The organism is Bacteroides sp. HPS0048, assembly GCF_964240755.1.
GTDB lineage: Bacteria > Bacteroidota > Bacteroidia > Bacteroidales > Bacteroidaceae > Bacteroides > Bacteroides nordii.
The window spans coordinates 1-15,563 of record NZ_CAXSVC010000038.1 but is presented as its reverse complement, the minus strand read 5'-3'; the positions used below and the strand labels follow the sequence as shown (position 1 = coordinate 15,563).

The 15,563-nt window shown below is 38.5% G+C and carries 10 protein-coding genes; all 10 read left to right on the top strand.

The features are described 5' to 3' along the window. Nucleotides 1-90: 90 nt before the first annotated feature. Nucleotides 91-1,746, top strand: a complete 1,656-nt coding sequence (locus ACESQI_RS20830; RefSeq protein ID WP_320908481.1) for an O-antigen ligase family protein — start codon at nt 91-93, stop codon at nt 1,744-1,746. 119 nt (nt 1,747-1,865) lie between these two features. Next, a complete protein-coding gene (locus ACESQI_RS20825) occupies nt 1,866-2,186 on the top strand; it encodes a 6-bladed beta-propeller (RefSeq protein ID WP_373127033.1) in 321 nt (106 codons plus the stop codon). A gap of 189 nt (nt 2,187-2,375) precedes the next feature. Further along, nucleotides 2,376-2,879, top strand: coding sequence for a hypothetical protein (locus tag ACESQI_RS20820; protein WP_320908457.1), 504 nt, complete (start codon nt 2,376-2,378; stop codon nt 2,877-2,879). A gap of 96 nt (nt 2,880-2,975) precedes the next feature. Then, complete coding sequence (locus ACESQI_RS20815; RefSeq protein ID WP_373127016.1) at nt 2,976-4,157, top strand: 6-bladed beta-propeller; 1,182 nt, start codon at nt 2,976-2,978, stop codon at nt 4,155-4,157. Continuing rightward, a complete protein-coding gene (locus tag ACESQI_RS20810) occupies nt 4,154-5,026 on the top strand; it encodes a DUF1573 domain-containing protein (RefSeq protein WP_373127014.1) in 873 nt (290 codons plus the stop codon). The genes ACESQI_RS20815 and ACESQI_RS20810 overlap by 4 nt, the downstream gene beginning before the upstream one ends. Before the next feature lie 46 nt (nt 5,027-5,072). Continuing rightward, the gene (gene lepB / locus ACESQI_RS20805) at nt 5,073-5,792 is read left to right on the top strand and encodes a signal peptidase I (RefSeq protein WP_320935186.1); all 720 of its coding nucleotides are present in this window, start codon (nt 5,073-5,075) and stop codon (nt 5,790-5,792) included. Between the two features lie 393 nt (nt 5,793-6,185). Continuing rightward, on the top strand, nt 6,186-7,286 hold the full coding sequence (locus ACESQI_RS20800) for an efflux RND transporter periplasmic adaptor subunit (RefSeq protein ID WP_373127012.1): 1,101 nt from the start codon (nt 6,186-6,188) through the stop codon (nt 7,284-7,286). An 82-nt stretch (nt 7,287-7,368) separates the two neighbouring features. After that, nucleotides 7,369-10,446, top strand: coding sequence for an efflux RND transporter permease subunit (locus ACESQI_RS20795; RefSeq protein WP_373127010.1), 3,078 nt, complete (start codon nt 7,369-7,371; stop codon nt 10,444-10,446). Between the two features lie 47 nt (nt 10,447-10,493). Next, entirely contained in the window at nt 10,494-11,933 is a 1,440-nt protein-coding gene (locus ACESQI_RS20790; protein WP_373127032.1) for a TolC family protein, read from the top strand. Nucleotides 11,934-12,060: 127 nt separating this feature from the next. Next, entirely contained in the window at nt 12,061-15,309 is a 3,249-nt protein-coding gene (locus tag ACESQI_RS20785; protein ID WP_373127008.1) for an efflux RND transporter permease subunit, read from the top strand. Nucleotides 15,310-15,563 lie beyond the last annotated feature (254 nt).

The following is a 15,563-nucleotide window of genomic DNA, read 5'->3' as shown; positions in this document are numbered from 1 at the left end:
TGTATCGTAGTAGAGTGGACTGGAAGTATTATAAATGAATGTAGATATTTTTATGATATCAGACTTAATCTGTGGAGAGCTAAAGAAATGATGATCAAGCGAAATAATTACGAACTTATACTAATTCGGTTGTTATTGACTATTATAGCAGCTTTGCTTTTATGTATTAGTATCTTGTCTTTTCCAGAAATACTACCTGGAGAGATGGCAGGGCAATGGTATTGGTTATCAAAAGTAAGTGTATTATTTATGGTAATTATATTTCCCATTTTACTTTTTTCATCGAAAAGCATAAAGATAGGAGATGAACTAGATACAATTATTGTATGGACACTTATTCTTTTGGCTGGTATTGAATCTGTATGGGGAATGTGGCAAATATATGGATTATTGTCATCCAACCATTCATTATTTTCGTTAACTGGAACTTTTTTCAATCCTGGACCTTACTCTGGATATTTGGCAATGATCTTTCCTGTTTGTCTGAATGAATGGTTGGCGCTAAAGGATAAAGCTGTAAACTTGAATAATATAGAAAAGGTGATGCATTATTTATCAGGAGGGATTCTATTGTTGATAATTTGTATTCTTCCTGCTGGCATGAGTCGTTCGGCTTGGTTAGCTGCAATTATTTCTGGGTTATGGATATATGGAATACACTACTCATGGAAAGTCCAGATTCAAACAGTATGGCAGATGTATCGTAAGAAGGTTATTGCAATTATTGTACTATTGTTTATTTGTTTGATAGTTGGAGGAATTGCAGCCTTTAATTTGAAGAAGAACTCGGCAGACGGCAGGTTGTTCATGTGGAAAATTGCCAGTAAGGCGATTGTTGATAAACCTTTAACTGGTTATGGTACATATGGTTTTCCATCTGCTTTTGGTAAAACTCAAGAAAACTATTTTGCACAAGGAGATTATTCACCTCAAGAGGAATTGGTAGCTGGTAGTCCGGTCTACGCTTTTAATGAATATTTACAAGTAGCAATAGAGTGGGGGATTCCGGTTACATTTTGTATTTTATCGTTCATTTTGTTTTGTTTTTATAGAGGAAAAAAAAGTGGGCGAATAAGTCTCTGCGGTGGATTGGTTGCACTTTTAGTATTTTCTTTTTCTTCTTATCCAATGCAGCTACCTGCTTTTATTATTTCATTGGTACTTTTTTTATCAGTATGTTTGATTGGAAACTCTCGAGTGGGTTGGGGGATTTTTGCTCTCATAGTTGGTGTTGTTGGTTTTTGGGGATGGAAGGAGAATATCTATGAATCTTGTAAAAGATGGGCCGATTGTAGTCTATTATATCGGGTTGGTGCTTATAGTGCTGTGAAAAAAGATTATATGGAACTTTATCCCGTATTGAGAAATCGTGCTACTTTTCTTTTTGAATACGGTCACTGTTTACATAAATTGAATGAATATGAGGCTTCTAATGAAATACTGCAAGAAGCATCTGATTATAGTTGTGATCCTATGATATTTAATATTATGGGAAAAAACAATCAACTGTTGAAGCGTTATGAATTGGCGGAAGAATACTATCTCCGCTCCTCTTATAGGCTTCCAGGAAGGATTTATCCTTATTATTTATTAGCAAAACTTTATGCAGAACAAGGGTATTATCAGCCGGAGAAACTAAAGATGATGGCTAATACTGTACTCACAAAAGAGCCGAAGGTATATTCTAAAGCTATTGAGGAAATGCGGTCGGAGATGAAAGTATTATTGGATACACTCAATTATTGATTAATGTTATAAAAGTAATACAAGATTGTATGCCTAAAAGGAGTGTTTTGGGGACTTTCTCTGTTTTGAGAACTAAGAATAAATTTTTTAAGAAATTATAGTTGTAGAGAACAAATACAATTGAACTTATAAAATATGATTATGAATATGAAAAAATACGTGTTTTTTTCGATTATTTTCTTGTAGGCTGTGAAAAAAAATCAAAATATAGTAATGAAAGTAATCTGACAGTTCTGCAAATAGACTGGGATAATATCGTGGATAGGTTTGACTATTCGTCAATGGTGGAGGATCGCATTTTAATGATACCTTTAGAAATCCGGGACGATTGCATAATAGGAGAGGTGGTAAAGTTATTTTATCAGAATAGCCAGATTTGTATTACTGATAAAATCAGTAAAAGTATTCTATCTTTTTCAGATCAGCAACTTCTTATTTGAGATAGCTCTGTTACATTTTCGGAATTAATTGTCACTGCTGTCTTGTTTTTTTGTACACATGTCTCGTTTTCGTAATTGGAATGCAATTGCTATCTTCTGAGATAATATTAAAAGTATTTCCTTTATTTCTTTTCCACCTTTGCGTATCGGAAAATGATGGATGTTTGTTAATCTTAAAATCAGGAATAAATGAAATGTATACAATTCTTTTTCATTACAATATTCTTAATGTCTTCTTTCTCTTGTAAAGATACATTGGATAGACAAGTCTCTTTTAGTTTAGAACAGGCCAATGATAATTGTGTAGAATTGGAGCGGGTACTAAAACATTATGCAAATGAACCGGAGAAATTGCGGGCCGCAAAGTTTCTGATAGCAAATTTACCTTTTCGTTGTTCATCTGTCGGTTCGGAACTTGATAGTGTAAAGTCGGCTCTTCGTTCTGTGATACCTCAGAAAGGGATAATGGATGAAGCGCTTAAAAAAAGGTGGAAACGCTCAAACTATAAAATAAAGAATGTGAGTGATGTATCCGTTGTTTCATCAGATTTGTTGATTGAAAATATAGATTTAGCTTTTGAAGCTTGGAGAAGACGGAAGTGGAGTAAATATTATTCGTTTGAAGGTTTTTGTGATTATGTATTGCCATATCGTATAAACAATGAACCACTTGAAAATTGGCGTAAACTATAATTTGTACTGCTTGTATGGTTAGTAACACAAATTAATTCTTTTGAGTTAAATTGTTTTTAATATAATGAAACTGATTATTTTTTATAATAAATTGAGATGAGAAAAATATTATATATCCTTGTGTGTGCTATGTTCTCTTTCTCTTCGTGTAAGAGAAATGTGAATATTCGTGAGATTGCAGTAAGCGATTCTTTATTCCAGGTAATTGCAATAGATCCGGATGACATCAATCGAAAGGAACCGTTTAAAATATCTACAATTGTGGAGAAAATAGAATATGTGCCTTTGCAAACAGCAGACACTGTTTTGATGGGGAAAATGAATAAATTGATAGTGTGGAATGATCAATTTTATATTTGGGATCAATTGACTGAAGCTATTTTTTGTTTTAACTCAAAAGGGCAGTTTCTTCATAAGATCCATAAGCAAGGGAAAGGCCCCGATGAGTATCCTCGTATTTATGATTTTACAATGGATATGACAACAGGGGATATCTACATTTATTCAGATATGTCTAAAACAATATATGCTTATACAGAAAAAGGGGAATTTATTAGGAAAATGGAGTCGCCATTCATTCTTTCTTCTTTTGGGATACAAGGTAATTATACTTATTATTATCTTGGTCGTACTCCTAATGCTGATTTTTATAGTGAAACATTTCCAGAACAATGTCGATATGTAGTAATGGAGAACGATGAATTTAAACATGAACAATTGAAATATATATTTGATGATAAATATCTTCAAATTCCGTCATCAAGAAATGTCTTTTCGTTTTATAAAGATACTATGTTGTTAGTTGAATATTTGAAACCTGAAATATATTCTATTGATAGTATAGGACGTTTAAGACCTAAATATCGAATAGAATTTCTGACAAATACCTACTCTCCATCTTTCAATGAGGAGATTGATTTGGAACGAATGGAATCTGAAAAGAAGAATGGAAATTTGACAACCTTGTTTAATGCTTTTTTTGAGACGGACGATTATCTGTTTTTTAATTATGCCAGAGGAATTATTGGATCTGCATATGTTAATAAAAAGGATCGTACGATTCATAATATGGGCTATTTTTTGATGGATGATTTTAATCAAAATTCACTACCGTCGGTCATTGATTTTGTAGACGAAAATTATATGTATAAATCTGTAGAACCGGCTTCTTTGATAAGAAGACAGTTGAAAGGTAACTTTTCTCCGTATTTGGATGGAATGGTAGAAAATATGCGAGAGTTTGATAATCCGGTTATAATAAAAATAAAATTAAAATGAACCTTGGAATTTTTAAACATATCTCTGTATGCTTTATTATCGTTTTGGTCATTAGTTGTAAAACTGATAATACGAATAAAGTAGAACCTGACTATGGAAAATTTACTGTTATGAATATTTTTCAGTCAGAAGGTTTCTCTTTTCCATTTTATTATCCATTGACAGATATAAATGGGACAAAATGCAGGTTGGATAGTATTTTGAAAAAATCAAAGCTAATTTTTCGATTTAGTGAATTAAATTGTGAATTATGTATTAGGTCTGAAATTGATTTAATGAATAAATTGAACCTTTCCAATCATGTAATAGGGTTTGCGAGTTATAGCAATATTCGTATGCTTAAGCTTGCTCAGAAGAAATATAATATCCAATTTCCTATCTATTTTCTTTCATTAGGATCTAATGGAGCATTGCCGGAAGATAAAGAAAGCCTTGGACGCCCTTATTTGTTTTTGATGAATACAGACTTTCGCGCTAAATATCTGTTTTTTCCTTCCATACAACATCCGATAGTCTCTGAGGAATATTATAAAGAGATACTTTATTTACTAGACCATAATAATAGCAATGAAGATTTCTTTGATGAGAAAATGATTGATTTGGGAACGATCAGCAAAGGAAAAACCTATAAAGCTAAGTTCAAGTATACAAATAAAACTCCCGATCTTCTGATAATTGAGAATATTAATACTTCTTGTGGATGTACGGTTCCTCGATGGGATAAGAAGCCCTTGAAAGAAGAAGAATCATCTGAATTAGTAATATCCTTTACTCCTGAAACTTTAGGATATAACTCAAAGTTTATAATGGTCTCTTTTAACAAATATAAGCACCCTGTTCGATTGATAATTAAAGCGAACGTGGAATAATAATAGTGGATAGTAAAAAATAATTCAGCCAATAATAAATAAGTTGATGAATAGAATCTGTAGAAAAGTAGGATATACATTGCTGTGGGGACTTATACTATTCCAATTCTATCTATTTATTAGAATATATTGGTTGGTCTCTTGTGTTATTCCGACATATTCTATGTCTCCTACTTTGTCCATAGGAGATTATATTTGTGTCTCATTACAAATACCTGGTCGTAGGGTGTTTATGACAGATTCTCTACATGAAGATCGCCTTATTGTTCATCGGAAAAAAGGAATGCGTTCTATAAAAACGAATGATGTCGTTGTATTTAACTTTCCATATTCAGAAAGTAAGAGGCGCATGAAACTTAGTATGAAAACCTTCTATTGCAAACGATGTGTCGCAATACCGGGGAGTACACATCGTTGGCAGTGGAACAATAGAGAACACAGTATATATCTTCCCCAAAAAGGAGATATCATGGCAATTGATTCTATTAATTATAAACACTATCATAAATGTATAGAGTATGAAACAGGACAAAATTTAAAATTAGAGAGTGGGAGTGTATATTTGAATGATTCAATAGTAAATGAATATCGTTTCCTACACGATTATTACTTTATGCAAGGAGATCATACCTCTGATTCATATGATTCTCGTTTTTGGGGATTATTGCCTGATGATTTTATTTTGGGAGTTGGACAATTCATTTGGTTCTCGAAAGATGTAAAAACTAATAAGATACGTTGGGATAGGATTTTCAAGAAATTGTAATTGAAGAGAAAAATACAATTGATTTTATAAAATAAAGTAAGAAGATAATATGGCACTATATTGTATGTGCCCATTCTTGCCCAATGTGTATTTTTCAATCATATAGCACATACAGATACGTATTTGGCAAGGATCAGTATATACATATTCATTACCTTCTGCTATTTTTGTAGTAAAATTGATTTTCTGATTGATAAGTAGGATACGGAAATCTTGATGATAATCCTATTTTAGCCATATATAAATTGAAATATTAATATGAATGAAATTCAAGAAATACACATGATTTGTATCATAAATTGTTTATTTAGAGAAAATCACTTGAAAATATTTTTGAAATAAAATAATATAACTATATTTATCGGGTAACAACGATAAAACTACATTGACACAATGAAAAAACACTACCCTATCTATGCCTTTTGTATGGCATTGGTCACCTTGGCTGCTTGTTCCGGTGATAAGAAAACAGAGAAAAACACTGCTGAAAAAGGAGTGGAGATGGTATTACCTGACATGAAAGATGAGGTGTCGGTGATGACGCTAAAGAAGCAGGATTTTCATCACGAATTGGTAAGTAATGGAAAGGTGACGGCGAAGGAACAGGCTAACCTGCGTTTTGAAAGCAGTGAGGTCATTGCCCATATCTATGTGAAGAATGGAGATCGGGTGCGGAAAGGGCAGAAGCTGGCCGAACTCGATAAGTTTAAACTGGCTAACAGATTGGCACAATCTGCTGATGCACTTGAAAGGGCACGACTGGAATTACAGGATGTATTGATAGGACAGGGGTATGCCACGGAAGATTTCAGTAAAGTGCCTGAAGAAGTGATGAAACTGGCAAAGGTAAAGAGTGGATATGATCAGAGTAAAGCACAGTACGAACTGGTAAGAAGAGAGGAGGAACATGCCACACTGACAGCTCCTTTTGACGGGATAGTGGCGAATCTTTTTGCGAAGCCTTATAATATGGCTAATACTTCGGAGATATTTTGTACAATCATAGATACACAAGGGATGGAGGCAGACTTTACTGTACTCGAAAGTGAATTACCGTTACTCAAAAACGGTGATAGGGTAGTGGTAATTCCTTATGCCGATGCTACCTCTGTGTATGAAGGGAGTGTTTCGGAAATTAATCCCCTGGTAGATGATAAAGGAATGGTGAGAGTACGGGCACGGGTGAACGGAAAAGGAAAACTGTTTAGCGGAATGAATGTACGGATAAGTGTACAGCGTTCTTTGGGGCAATTATTAGTGATCCCTAAGAGTGCTGTGGTACTGCGTTCAGGAAAACAGGTTGTCTTTACATTGGATAAAGGAAAAGCACAGTGGAACTATGTGCAGACCGGATTTGAGAATATAGACAGTTGCGTGGTTGCTAATAAAGCCGATGCCGGAGTTACGGATGGCCTCACAGAAGGCGATGTCGTGATTGTTTCGGGTAATGTGAACCTGGCACATGAGGCTCCGGTGCAGTTATTAGACGATTGACAATTGGATTAAACTTTGCTTATCACAGGAAGAGTAACTCCAATCGTAAATAGTAAATTGTCTAATCGTAAATTAAAATGGTATGATAAAATTTTTAATACAACGTCCCATTGCGGTATTGATGGCTTTTACAGCTTTCTTTATTGTGGGTTTGGTGACCTATTTTACATTGCCGGTTTCACTATTGCCGGACATCGCTATACCGGAGATTACTGTGCAGATTTCTGCTGCCAATACTTCGGCCCGTGAATTGGAAAATACCGTAGTGAAACCAATTCGTCAACAGTTGATCCAGGTGTCTAACCTGAAAGATATGACAAGCGAAACCCGTGACGGAGCAGGAATTATCCGGTTGGGCTTTGATTTTGGAACAAATACCGATCTGGCATTTATCGAGGTGAATGAGAAGATAGATGCTGCCATGAATTATCTGCCTAAAAACACAGAACGTCCTAAGGTGATAAAGGCAAGCGCTACGGACATCCCTGTTTTTTATCTGAATCTGACTTTAAAGAACGATAGTGCTTATGCACCAACGGATCAACAGGCGTTTCTGAATCTGTGTGAGTTTTCCGAATCAGTAATAAAACGCCGTATCGAACAGTTGCCCGAGGTGGCTATGGTAGATGTTACAGGATTGCTGGATCGTCAACTCCGGATAGTGCCTGATATGGATAAAATGGTGCAGATGGGACTCTCTGTCTCGGATATAGAGTCGGCGTTGGCGCGCAACAACGTAGAGCCGGGAAGCATGACTGTGCGCGATGGTTATTATGAATATAACATTAAGTTTTCTACATTGTTGCGTACAGCAGAAGATGTGGAGAATATCTATCTCCGCCGAGAGGGCCGGATTATACAGTTGAAAGAGTTTTGCCGGATTGCTGTGACGCCTATCAAAGAGCGAGGTGTTTCTATGTCCAATGGTAAACGTGCCGTGACGTTGGCTATCATTAAGCAAGCCGATGAGAATATGGATAACATGAAAGCAGCACTGACCAAGACCATGAACTACTTCAAAAGGGTATATCCGGATATCGACTTCAGCATCACCCGTAACCAGACCGAATTGCTGGATTATACGATCTCCAATCTGCAACAGAATCTTTCGTTGGGATTTGTCTTTATCTGCATCGTAGCAGTACTGTTTTTAGGAGATATAAAGTCGCCTTTTATCATCGGATTGAGTATGGTGGTCTCCATCGTTATTAGTTTCCTTTTTTTCTATCTTTTCAAAATGTCGCTGAACATCATCTCTCTTTCCGGGTTGATTCTGGCATTGGGTATGATGATTGACAGCTCGATTATTGTGACGGAGAATATTTCTCAGTATCGTGAAAGAGGATATACACTTCGCCGGGCGTGTATAGTAGGAACCAGTGAGGTAGTGACTCCGATGCTTAGTTCTTCGCTCACTACTATTGCCGTGTTTGTCCCTTTGATATTCATGAGCGGAATTGCGGGAGCTATCTTCTATGATCAGGCTTTCTCTGTAACAGTGGGATTGATGGTTTCTTATTTCACAGGTATTATGTTATTGCCCGTATTATATATGTTGGTATATCGTACAGGGCTGGTGACCCGGAAATGGAAATGGTTTTCTATCAAAGTAAATAATCTGATAAAGGAACATACCCTTGACCGGTTTTATGATAAAGGAGTTAATTGGGTGTTCGCTCATAAAACGTTTAGCGTTTTATTCTGTATTGTTTCTCTTCCTCTCTGTGTGTTCTTCTTTTATTTTATTGATAAGGAGCGTATGCCAGAGATTGATCAAAATGAACTTATCGTCCGTATTGAGTGGAATGAGAATATCCATCTGGATGAGAATCAACGGAGGGTAGATGAACTGTTTCGTGAATTGAAAGGAGAAGTGCTGGAACAGACAGCTTCTGTAGGGCAACAGGATTTTATCCTGAATCGTGAGCAGGAACTTTCTTCGTCAGAAACCGAACTTTATTTCAAGACAGAGTCTTCGGATAGGATTATGCCATTGCAACAACGTATTTTCCGGAGAGTGAAACAGTTGTATCCTTTGGCAGTGATCTCATTCTCACCTCCGGAAACGGTGTTTGAGAAGTTGTTTGTAACGGGTGAAGCCGATGTTGTGGCCGAGCTGTATGCCCGTAACAGAGATAGGGCACCCGAAGCTGATACATTGCGAAGCATGGAACAGAGATTACAGCAACAGACCGGTCTTTCTCCCACAGGCATAGCATTTGAGAATCAACTGAACCTCAGCATTGAAAGAGAGAAGTTACTGTTATACAATATCTCTTATGATGAACTTTACCGGGTATTGAAAACTGCTTTTAAGGAAAATAATGTATCGATGCTACATTCTTACCAGCAGTATCTGCCTATTAATATTGCCAGTGACGAAAAAACAGTGAATACGGTATTGCAGGAAACGTTGGTACAGACACAGGATAATAATAGCGATGGTACCCGAAACTATGTTCCACTTCGGGAATTGGTAAAAGTGACTTCTTCAGAAGATTTAAAGAGTATTACAGCCGGCCGGAATGGTGAATATATTCCTTTCAGCTTTTATGATGTGAAAAATGCAGATGCCCTGATGACGGATGTGAAGACAGTGGTCCGTGAAACGGGGGAGTGGGAGCTGGGCTTTTCGGGTAGTTTCTTCTCCAATAAAAAGATGCTGGAAGAGTTGGTTGTTATTCTGTTTATCTCTATTCTGCTGATGTACTTCATTCTTGCTGCACAGTTTGAGAGTTTCGTACAGCCTTTGATTGTACTGTTAGAGATACCGGTTGATGTGGCTTTTGCCCTGTTGTTGTTATGGATATGCGGTCATACGCTGAATCTGATGTCTGCCATCGGTCTGATAGTAACTTGTGGTATTATCATCAATGACTCTATCTTGAAACTGGATGCCATCAATGAGTTACGCAAAGAAGGAGTGCCTTTGATGGATGCCATTCACGAAGCCGGTCGGCGAAGGCTGCGTCCCATCATAATGACCTCACTGACTACTATCTTTGCCATGGTGCCTCTGCTTTTCTCTTTCGATATGGGCTCCGAATTGCAGAAACCGCTCTCTATCGCTATGATAGGGGCTATGTTTATCGGCACACTGGTGAGTCTGTTTATTATTCCGTTGATCTATTGGTTTATTTATAAAGAAAAGAAGATATGAAAAGATATATGATATACTTCTGTTTCTGCCTGTTCTGTTGTGGGCAGATGCAGGCACAGGAACGGATCAAATTGGATTTGCAGCGTACTATAATTCTGGCAAATGATAGTTCACTGGAAGCTTTTCGTACGCAGAACATGTATTTGTCCGGTTATTGGGAATACCGCACCTATCAGGCTAACCGCCTGCCAAGCCTAACTTTGGATATGACTCCTGCGGAGTATTACCGTGATATCACCAAACGGTATGATTCGGAGCAGAATCTGGATGTATACCGTAGCCAGCAGTCTTTTTCAGCTTCGGGAGGTTTGTCTGTGAGACAGAACTTTGACCTTACCGGTGGTACCTTCTACTTAGAGTCTAAATTGGGCTATATGCGTAACTTCGGCGATAACCGTTCTACTCAGTTTACCAGTGTTCCGGTGCGGTTGGGATATTCACAAAGCCTTGTGGGATATAACCCGTTCAAGTGGGAACGGCGTATTGAGCCTTTGAAATATGATAAGGTGAAGAAAGAGTTTATCTATAACGTGGAGGCTGTATCGGAGAAGGCTACGGGTTATTTCTTCAGTCTGGCTATGGCGCAGGCGGAATATGATTTGGCGAAAGAGAATGTTGCTTCTTCTGATACCCTTTATCGCATAGGCATGCAGCGTTTGAAGATCGCTTCTATCTCCAAAGCCGACCTGTTGACTTTGAAGCTGGATCTGGTAAATGCCCGTAATACCTTACAGAATAAGGCAAGTGCGTTGAAACGTGCCATGTTCTCATTGGCTTCCTTTCTGAACATCGATAAGAATACGGTGATTGAACTGGAGCTTCCGGCCCGTCCACGGGAGATGACCATATCGGTAGACGATGCATTGGCATCTGTACGTAGTAACAATCCTCAATTGCTTGGGTTGAAACAGAATATTCTGGAGGCAGAGAGAAATGTGGACCGGACGAAGAAAGAATCCCGTTTTAATGCGAGTGTGAATGCGAGCATCGGTTTCAATCAGGCTTCCGATAATTTCGGAGATGTGTATCATAACCCCATGCAGCAGGATTTAGTGTCAGTCAGTCTTTCTATTCCGTTGGTGGACTGGGGGGTACGGAAAGGCAAGTATAATATGGCTCGTAACAGTCTGAATGTAACCAAAATCTCTGCCCGTCAGAGTGAGATAAGTATTGAAGAAGAGTTGATAATGACCATTGGTGATTTTAATATTCAGCAGAATCTGATCGCGAGTGCTGAAGAAGCGTTGGACTTGTCTATCATGGCTTACAATGAAACCCGTCAACGATTTATTATAGGTAAGGCGGATATCAATAGTCTGACGTTATCGTTGAGCCGTCAGCAGTCCGCACAACAGAATTACATCTCTGCTTTGCAGAACTACTGGTTGAATTACTATAAGATACGTAAATTGACTTTACATGATTTTGCAAGCGGTTTTTCACTGTCCGATAAGTTTGACTTTGCAGGAGGAAAATTGGTGAGGTAATGAATTGTTTTACTAAAACGCTGATTAACGCAAATTTCCGCAAAGAGATAGATGAACGAGAAAGAAATACAGTCTTTTTTATCTGTGCAAATTCGCGTTAATCTGCGTTTCAAGAAAATATAATATAATGAATCAAAATACCAAACGAGGAGCTTCTGCTTTTACACTGATTGTTGCCTTTATCTGTGTAGCATTGGTTGGCGTGGCACTAATTCCGTTGTTGCCTGTCAAACTGAATCCTTCGCGGACGTTGCCCGGTTTCTCGGTAGGTTTCAGTATGCCGGGTACTTCTGCCCGTGTGGTAGAAATGGAGGTAACCAGCAAACTGGAGGCGATGCTGGCCCGTATCAAAGGGGTAAAAAGAATCAATTCTACTTCGGGCAATGGCTGGGGAAGCATTGCTATCGAATTGGATAAGCATGCCAATATGGATGCTGTCCGTTTTGAGGCATCTACTATTATCCGGCAAACCTGGCCGGAACTGCCCGACGGAGTAACCTATCCTTATATTCAGATGAGGCTTTCGGAGTCAAAAGCTTCCCGACCTTTTATTTCATTTACTTTGAATGCACCGTCTACTCCTATCCTGATCCAGCAGTATGCAGAGGAACACATCAAGACGAAGTTGACACAGATTCCCGGTATTTATAAGATTGATATCAGTGGGGCTACTCCGATGGAGTGGCGCCTGGAGTATGATAGCGAGCAATTGAAGCATTTGGGCATCAGTCTGGGCGATATTCAGCAAGCGGTGAGCAATTATTATAAGAAAGAGTTTTTGGGGACGTATGACAGAGAGACGGCTTCCGGAGGAAAAGAATGGATACGATTGGCACTGACCCCTCAGCATAAAGGAGATCAGTTTAACCCTTCCGAAATTCAGGTGAAGGTTGCGGATGGAAGAGTGATTCGTTTGGATGAACTGGTGAAGGTAACCCGGATGGAACAGGAACCTCAAAGTTATTACCGCATCAACGGATTAAACTCCATCTATCTCTCTATAACAGCCGAAGAAAGTGCCAATCAGCTGAAGCTTAGCAAACTGGTAAATGCGGAAATGGAAGAGATACAAAAAGTACTTCCGGCAGGTTATGAGATTCATACCAGTTATGACGCTACGGAATTTATTCATGAAGAGATGAATAAGATTTACTTGCGTACCGGTCTGACTGTATTGATTTTGCTGGTTTTTGTATTACTTATCACATTGAATCCGCGTTATCTGTTTCTGATAGTAGTCAGCCTGAGTATTAATATAGCAGTAGCGGTGATTTTTTATTATCTCTTCGGGTTGGAAATGCAGCTCTACTCATTGGCAGGTATCACGGTTTCGCTCAATCTGGTTATAGACAATACCATTGTGATGACGGATCATATTCTGCATCGGCGCAATCTGAAAGCATTTATGTCTGTACTGGCTGCTACTCTGACTACGATGGGAGCATTGGTCATTATCTTCTTTCTGGACGAAAAGATACGATTGAATTTACAGGATTTTGCTGCGGTAGTGATCATCAATCTTGCCGTATCTTTGTTTGTAGCCCTATTCTTTGTCCCGTCTATGATAGAGAAGATAGGGTTGAAGAAACGAAAGCGCCGTTCTTTGGTTCCCGTGAGTTCGCGGGACGGAGAAGTGCCTGTACAAAGAAGAATGGGTTTCTTTCGTCGGTGTTTGTGTGGTTTGCGTCATTTAGCCCATCGCTTCCCGGTTTATTTTACACGGTTTTATACCTGGCTGATACAGATCTTATGCCGTTGGCGTGTGGTAGTTTGTGCTCTGCTGGTATTGTTGTTCGGACTTCCTGTTTTTCTTCTTCCCGAAAAGATAGATGGAGAAGGGTGGGGAGCAGAGGCTTACAACAAAACTTTGGGAAGTACAACTTATAAAGAGAAAGTGAAACCCATAGTGAATAAGGCACTTGGGGGCAGTCTTCGTCTTTTTATCGAGAAGGTGTACGAAGGGAGTTATTTCACACGTAACGAAGAAGTGGTGCTGAATGCCAATGCAACTCTGCCTAATGGGAGTACCCTGGAACAAATGAATGTACTGATGAAGAAGATGGAGGCCTATCTGAGCCAGTTTGCAGAGATTAAGCAGTTTCAGACTTCTATTTCCAGTGCCCGTCGTGCCAGCATTAGTATCAACTTTAAAAAAGAACATCAGCATAGTGGTTTCCCATATACGTTGAAGTCTAATATAATCAGTAAGGCACTGCAATTAGGTGGCGGTAGCTGGAGTGTTTATGGACTGGAAGACAATGGGTTCAGCAATGATGTTCGTGAAAATGCAGGCTCTTTTCGGGTTAAGATGTACGGATACAATTATGATGAACTTTATTATTGGGCCGAGCAATTGAAAGAACTCTTTCTGACGCACCGGCGTATCAAGGAGGTTATTATCAATTCAGAGTTCTCCTGGTGGAAAGATGATTATCAGGAGTTCTATTTTGATCTGAACAAAGAACGTATGGCGCAGGAAGACATCTCTGCGGGTGCACTGTTTGCATCTATTCGTCCGATATTCGGTAAGAATATGGATGTAGGCTCGGTATTGACGGAGCATGGAGTGGAAAGAATCAAGTTGTCTTCCCGTCAGTCTGACGAATACGACGTTTGGGCCATGCAATATTTCCCTTATGGCTCCGGTGGGAAGCAATATAAACTTTCTGAACTGGCCACGGTGGAGAAAGGGCAGATGCCCCAACAGGTAGCAAAAGAGAATCAGCAATACCGATTGTGCCTGCAATATGAGTACATTGGCTCATACGAACAAGGGAACCGGATTCTGAAAAAGGATTTGGAAGAGTTTAATAAGAAGTTACCTATGGGGTACACTGTTTCTGCAGAAGGAGGCAACTGGTCATGGGGAGAGAAAGATTACAGACAGTACAGTTTATTGCTGATCGTCATCTCTATCATCTTCTTTACTACCAGCATCCTATTCAACTCACTGAAGCAGCCGTTGGCCATTATCTTTGTGATTCCTGTTTCTTATATCGGTGTGTTTCTAACTTTCTATTGGTTCAGGCTTAATTTTGATCAGGGAGGCTTTGCTTCCTTTGTTCTGTTGTGTGGTATCACGGTGAATGCCAGTATTTATATTCTCAATGAGTATAACTCCATTCGTCGGCGTCTACCCCGTATCTCTCCGCTGCGTGCTTACACCAAAGCCTGGAATGCCAAGATTATTCCTATCTTTCTGACGGTAGTATCTACCATTTTAGGTTTTGTTCCTTTCATGGTAGGGGCAGAGAAAGAAGGTTTCTGGTTTCCGCTGGCTGCGGGTACGATTGGTGGGTTGATAATGTCGGTGATAGGGGTGTTTGTTTTCTTGCCGATATTTACGTTGAAAAGGAAAACTATATTACGTAACTAATCTTTGATTCTATGAAACAACCGTTTATGATAGGAATTATATTCGGCAGGGATGAATATTTGTAGCTATTTCAGAAATCTAAAGAGGGTATAAACAGGAGGTGCGCAGGCTGAAAATATTATACATTTTTGTGTGAGTGTAATGTTTTGACTATCAGTGTTATAGCTATCCCTCTTTTTTCTCTACCATTATCTTTGCCATGGAAAACATAGTTCTTTATGAACGTTAATAAGAATAAATTTCTTAATATTGTC

Excerpts from the sequence above, each read along its gene's own strand:
- ACESQI_RS20830 (WP_320908481.1), top strand. The coding sequence starts at position 91 with ATGATCAAGCGAAATAATTACGAACTTATACTAATTCGGTTGTTATTG.
- ACESQI_RS20820 (WP_320908457.1), top strand. The coding sequence starts at position 2,376 with ATGAAATGTATACAATTCTTTTTCATTACAATATTCTTAATGTCTTCT.
- ACESQI_RS20815 (WP_373127016.1), top strand. The coding sequence starts at position 2,976 with ATGAGAAAAATATTATATATCCTTGTGTGTGCTATGTTCTCTTTCTCT.
- ACESQI_RS20810 (WP_373127014.1), top strand. The coding sequence starts at position 4,154 with ATGAACCTTGGAATTTTTAAACATATCTCTGTATGCTTTATTATCGTT.
- lepB (WP_320935186.1), top strand. The coding sequence starts at position 5,073 with ATGAATAGAATCTGTAGAAAAGTAGGATATACATTGCTGTGGGGACTT.
- ACESQI_RS20800 (WP_373127012.1), top strand. The coding sequence starts at position 6,186 with ATGAAAAAACACTACCCTATCTATGCCTTTTGTATGGCATTGGTCACC.
- ACESQI_RS20795 (WP_373127010.1), top strand. The coding sequence starts at position 7,369 with ATGATAAAATTTTTAATACAACGTCCCATTGCGGTATTGATGGCTTTT.
- ACESQI_RS20790 (WP_373127032.1), top strand. The coding sequence starts at position 10,494 with ATGCAGGCACAGGAACGGATCAAATTGGATTTGCAGCGTACTATAATT.
- ACESQI_RS20785 (WP_373127008.1), top strand. The coding sequence starts at position 12,061 with ATGAATCAAAATACCAAACGAGGAGCTTCTGCTTTTACACTGATTGTT.